Raw genomic sequence first — 5054 nt, forward strand, 5'->3', positions numbered from 1 at the left:
TCCGCAACATACCATAGTCCGTACGGGATTCGAACCCGTGTTACCGCCGTGAAAAGGCGGTGTCTTAACCCCTTGACCAACGGACCAGAGTTGTTATTTTCAACTCTTACTATTATACCGACTTTTTCAGACTTGTCAACTACTTTTTTTATCTTTTTTTATTTTTTGCATAGCTTCTTACCGAGTACGGATATCAAACTCCTTAAACACAATACGTAAGTCTCTTAATACTCTTTGACGTCCTCGGAAACGTTCATTTCTTAAGACACGTTCTAACTCTTCTTGTTTGTCTTTACTTTGTTTGTTTCTATAATCTCTTAGTGTCTCATGAAAGAGATAATAGTCATCTAGCCAAAGTCCTCCCTCACTTATACGATGACTAATCTCACCCACTTCTTCATAAAGCTCTTTATCATATCTTCGTTTTTGACTTTCTTGTTTACGGATATAGTCTAGAACCCGATTCCGAAACTTGGTTTTGAAATATTTCCTTAAACGAGGGATATCTTCTACAAGCTCTTCTTCTCTACTAATCAATTCATGTAAGCAAATCATACCCTCTTGGTCCCAATCCGATAGCTCCCATAAATGAAGGTAATATTCATTTCTACACTTATACACAATCCCCTGGACTTCTTTATACAATTCTTTAAACATAAGCTTCCCCTTTCTAGATACAGTCTAACAAATAATGAAACTAATTCGGTTCTTTTCTCCATTCTGTTCCCTACACCGTCTAAACTGCACAAAAAAAGAGAGGACATGCCTCTCTCAGGGTTATAATTCTGCAATTTGGTTTAGGTTCACTTCTGCAACTGTGTCATTACCAAACATAGAGATAATCATCTTCACTTTATTGTTATCAATCTCTGTAATCTTACCAGTATAGTCTGCAAAAGCGCCATCAATGATACGTACAGTTTGACCAACTTCAACATCGATATCAAACTCTTGTACGGTTTGTCCCATAGAAACCAAGATATCACGGATTTCTTGTTCCAATAATGGAGTTGGTTTTGATCTATTTCCGTGAGATCCGACGAATCCTGTAACATTTGGTGTGTTTCGAACAACAAACCAAGCTTCATCTGTCATGACCATTTCTACAAGAACATAACCTGGAAAGCGATTTTCTTCTATTTCTTTTCTCTTTCCATTTTTTTCAACCTGCACTGTTTGTGTTGGAATTTCAACGCGTAGAATATTATCCAACATATTGTAGGTTTGTGCACGTTGTAATAGATTTTCTTTTACCTTATTTTCATAACCAGAATAAGTTTGTAAAACAAACCACCCTTTATCAAAACTATCCATGATATTTCCTTTCATAATAGAAGAACTCTAGTATAAATAACTCCACTAACCTTCTAAAAAATGTTAATAAATCGAATCAAACCTGAAACAATCAACTGGTCAAAAATGTAAATAATTACTACAAAGAAAGCTGTGTATTCCATGATAGAACGAAAATCTCTCCAGCTTTCCTTGCGAGTTGGCCATGTTGTGTCTTTAAGAAGTCTAAAAATATCTCCAATAAAACGCATCGCTCTCTCCTATCTCGTTTCTCTGTGTGTAGTGTACTTACCACAATGTTTACAAAATTTATTTACTTCTAGTCGTGTTGGCTTGGGGTTTCCACTGATCTTTATTGAATAGTTTCTCGAACCACAAACCGCACAAGCTAGGCTTGCTTTTTTTAGTGCCATAACGCCTCCATCTTATCTATTATAACAAGAAAGCTAGGCTTTGACAAGCATCTTAGCGAAATAGATTGACTACCGAATCCCATATTGTTTGAGCCTTTTCCTTAATTTTAGCATCCGAGATAGCACGGCTAGCCTCATCTACCAGATTTTGTGCACGACTTCTAATATCAGAAAGGCTATTATCCGCCTGATTTTCTTCATTACTCTGTACTTGATTTCTTGTATTGGCTGGTGCAATTCCATTTTGCTTATACGCATTTTCAACTGTAAAGGTACTTCCTGGCGTATAAGGTAAAATGGTATTTGCAATATTTCTAAAGACATGGGCTGCACCGTTTGAAGTAGATCCTGCTAGATAGTGATTTTCATCAGTGGTCGGAAAACCAAGCCAATGACTAATCACCACATCCGGAGTATAACCAATCACCCACTGGTCACTTGTGTATTCCGGATTAAAAACAGCTTCAGTTGTACCAGTTTTTCCTGCCATGACATAATCTGCAGGCGATGAACTAATACCGGTACCGTTGGTGAAAGTCCCCAACATCATACTGGTCATCTTATCAGCTACAGACTTATCAATCACCCGTTTTTGTGAATTTTTATGGCTCGCAATAACCTGACCACTAGCATTTTCAATTCTACTAATAAAATGAGCTTCCGGCATTAAACCTTCATTTGCAAAGGCAGCATATGCTTGAGCCATTTGAAGAGGGTTGGTTTCAACACCGCTTCCCAAGGCGACGCCAAGAACACGATCGACCTTTTCCATGTTGAGTCCGAATTTTTCGCCCGCCTCAAAAGCCTTATCAACGCCCAAATCATTAACAGTGGCAACAGCAGGCAGATTAAGCGATTCTGCCAAGGCTTGATACATAGGAACTTCTCGACTCGTTTTGATCCCTGCATAGTTATCAACCTTATAGCTGTCATACTGCATAGTATGGTTATCCAACTGCTTATTCAAAGCCCAGCCAGCTTCAACTGCAGGCGTATAAACAACTAAAGGCTTAATTGTCGAGCCAGGGCTACGTTTTGATTGAGTTGCATAGTTGAAATTCCGGAATCCAGCTTTATCATTGTCAGCAACTTGACCGACAACTCCACGAACTCCCCCTGTTTTCGGTTCGAGAGCTACACTTCCTGATTGAGCAAATGTTCCATCCTCTGCCCTCGGAAATAACGATGTGTTTTCATAAACAACCTGCATATTTGCTTGGTAATTTTGGTCCAGCTCTGTGTAAATGCGATAGCCATTATTGACAATCTCTTCCTCTGTTAGATTATACTTGGAAACAGCTTCATTAACAACCGCGTCAAAATAAGAGGGGTAGCGGTAATCTGAGATTTTTCCTTCATACTTATCTTGTAATTGCGAAGTCATATCAACTTCCGCAGCTTCGGTTTCTTGGTTTTTATCAATATATCCTGCTGCAACCATATTTTGCAAAACAGTATCGCGACGATTGGTAGAATCCTCTACAGAATTCAAGGGATTATACAATTCCGGTCCTTTGAGCATGCCTGCCAGAGTCGCAGCTTGATTCAGACTCAATTCTGACGCAGAAACTCCAAAGTATTTCTTACTCGCATCTTCTACACCCCACACACCATTTCCAAAATAGGCATTGTTAAGGTACATGGTTAGAATTTGAACCTTACTATATTTTTTTGTTAATTCTAAGGCAAGGAAAAATTCTTTCGCTTTTCTCTCAACAGTTTGATCCTGTGACAAATAGGCGTTTTTAGCCAGCTGTTGGGTAATAGTAGAACCACCACCTGAACGACCAGCAGTGACAATAGCCAAGAAGAAACGACCATAGTTAATCCCGTCATTTTTATAGAAGGAACGGTCTTCTGTCGCAATAACGGCATTCTGCAAATTTTTACTGATATCAGTCAATTCAACGTAGGTTCCCTTTTGACCAGACAAGGCACCAGCCTCTTTTTCTTCACGGTCAAAAATAATAGTCCGAGTTTTCAAGGCGTTTTGCAAATCATTGACATTGGTTGATTTGGCAACAGCAAACAAATAGGTTCCAACCAGCAAGCCTGCACTCAAACCTAGTATAAGGACAATCTTTGTTAGATGATAACGACGCCAGAATTTTCGAATTGGACCTACTTGGGCTAATTTTTTTCGTTCACTACGAGAGCGACGTAAGCTAGTAGAATCAGAGTCCTCTGATTCACTTGTTTCTTTTTTAAAAAGAGAAAGAAATTTCTCGAATAATTTATCTAATTTCATGCGTTTATTTTATCATCTTCATCATAGGAAGACAAGAATTTAGCTATTTCCTATCAAAATAGGACTTTTTTTGTTACAATATCTGTATGAAATTCACATTTACATTACCCGCCTCTTTACCTCCAATGACGGTTAAGCAATTACTAGAGGAGCAACTCCTCATCCCTAGAAAAATCCGGCATTTTTTGAGAATCAAGAAACACATTTTGATAAATCAAGAGGAAGTCCACTGGAACGAAATCGTAAATCCTGGAGATGTTTGCCAATTGACTTTTGACGAGGAAGATTATCCCAAAAAAGAAATCCCTTGGGGCAATCCTGACCTCGTTCAGGAGGTTTATCAAGACCAACACTTGATTATTGTCAACAAACCAGAGGGTATGAAAACGCACGGTAATCAGCCAAACGAAATCGCTCTTCTCAACCATGTCTCTGCCTATGTTGGCCAAACCTGCTATGTCGTTCATCGTCTGGATATGGAAACCAGTGGTTTGGTTCTCTTTGCCAAAAATCCTTTTATCCTGCCTATTCTCAATCGCTTACTGGAGAAAAAAGAGATTTCTAGGGAATATTGGGCACAGGTCGACGGACATATCAACAGCAAAGAACTTGTTTTCAAAGACAAAATTGGGCGTGATCGCCATGACCGCAGAAAACGAATAGTTGATACAAAAAATGGGCAATATGCTGAAACACATGTAAGCAGATTAAAGCAATTCTCAAACAAAACTTCCTTGGTTCGTTGCAAACTAAAGACAGGGCGAACCCATCAGATTCGTGTGCACCTTTCACATCATAACTTCCCTATTTTAGGCGACCCTCTCTATAATAGTAAATCAAAAACAAGTCGGCTTATGCTCCACGCCTTTCGACTGTCCTTTACCCATCCGCTTACTCTAGAGAAATTAAGCTTCACTACCCTATCAGATACTTTTGAAAAAGAATTAAAAAAGAATGGATGATTGTGTCATCCATTTTTTAATATTTAAAAAGCAAGGCCAGTGAACTGCACCCCAAAAGTTAGACAGAAAAAATCTAACTTTTGGGGTGCTTTTATTATGAAATTAACTTATGATGATAAAGTTCAGATCTATGAACTT

The 5054-nt window shown here is 38.6% G+C and carries 6 protein-coding genes and 1 tRNA gene; 1 reads left to right on the forward strand and 6 read right to left on the reverse strand.

The annotated features are described in order from the left end of the window. Window positions 1-14: 14 nt before the first annotated feature. The 6 genes from B7698_RS00480 to pbp2a all read right to left on the reverse strand — a co-directional run bounded on the left by B7698_RS00480 (window position 15) and on the right by pbp2a (window position 3954). Window positions 15-86: transfer RNA gene (locus tag B7698_RS00480), tRNA-Glu, on the reverse strand. A 91-nt stretch (window positions 87-177) separates the two neighbouring features. Then, window positions 178-657: a sigma-70 RNA polymerase sigma factor region 4 domain-containing protein gene (locus B7698_RS00485; RefSeq protein ID WP_084864325.1), complete on the reverse strand. Its 480-nt coding sequence runs from the start codon at window positions 655-657 to the stop codon at window positions 178-180. A gap of 120 nt (window positions 658-777) precedes the next feature. Further along, window positions 778-1314, reverse strand: a complete 537-nt coding sequence (nusG, locus tag B7698_RS00490; protein WP_078353034.1) for a transcription termination/antitermination protein NusG — start codon at window positions 1312-1314, stop codon at window positions 778-780. Between the two features lie 53 nt (window positions 1315-1367). After that, window positions 1368-1544 carry a preprotein translocase subunit SecE gene (gene secE, locus B7698_RS00495; RefSeq protein ID WP_001210991.1) on the reverse strand — a complete coding sequence of 59 codons (177 nt, stop codon included), beginning with the start codon at window positions 1542-1544 and terminating at the stop codon, window positions 1368-1370. 9 nt (window positions 1545-1553) lie between these two features. Continuing rightward, entirely contained in the window at window positions 1554-1706 is a 153-nt protein-coding gene (gene rpmG / locus B7698_RS00500; RefSeq protein WP_001809375.1) for a 50S ribosomal protein L33, read from the reverse strand. Window positions 1707-1758: 52 nt separating this feature from the next. Continuing rightward, window positions 1759-3954 carry a penicillin-binding protein PBP2A gene (pbp2a, locus tag B7698_RS00505; RefSeq protein WP_084864326.1) on the reverse strand — a complete coding sequence of 732 codons (2196 nt, stop codon included), beginning with the start codon at window positions 3952-3954 and terminating at the stop codon, window positions 1759-1761. 86 nt (window positions 3955-4040) lie between these two features. Between pbp2a and B7698_RS00510 the strand changes: the two genes are divergently transcribed. Next, window positions 4041-4916 (forward strand): RluA family pseudouridine synthase, encoded by an 876-nt coding sequence (locus tag B7698_RS00510; RefSeq protein ID WP_084864327.1) that lies wholly within the window; start codon window positions 4041-4043, stop codon window positions 4914-4916. Window positions 4917-5054 lie beyond the last annotated feature (138 nt).

Source organism: Streptococcus mitis (assembly GCF_002096855.1).
GTDB classification, from domain to species: Bacteria; Bacillota; Bacilli; order Lactobacillales; family Streptococcaceae; genus Streptococcus; species Streptococcus mitis_Y.

Coding starts and splice junctions, on each gene's coding strand:
- B7698_RS00485 (WP_084864325.1), bottom strand. CDS start 657: ATGTTTAAAGAATTGTATAAAGAAGTCCAGGGGATTGTGTATAAGTGT.
- nusG (WP_078353034.1), bottom strand. CDS start 1,314: ATGGATAGTTTTGATAAAGGGTGGTTTGTTTTACAAACTTATTCTGGT.
- secE (WP_001210991.1), bottom strand. CDS start 1,544: ATGCGTTTTATTGGAGATATTTTTAGACTTCTTAAAGACACAACATGG.
- rpmG (WP_001809375.1), bottom strand. CDS start 1,706: ATGGCACTAAAAAAAGCAAGCCTAGCTTGTGCGGTTTGTGGTTCGAGA.
- pbp2a (WP_084864326.1), bottom strand. CDS start 3,954: ATGAAATTAGATAAATTATTCGAGAAATTTCTTTCTCTTTTTAAAAAA.
- B7698_RS00510 (WP_084864327.1), top strand. CDS start 4,041: ATGAAATTCACATTTACATTACCCGCCTCTTTACCTCCAATGACGGTT.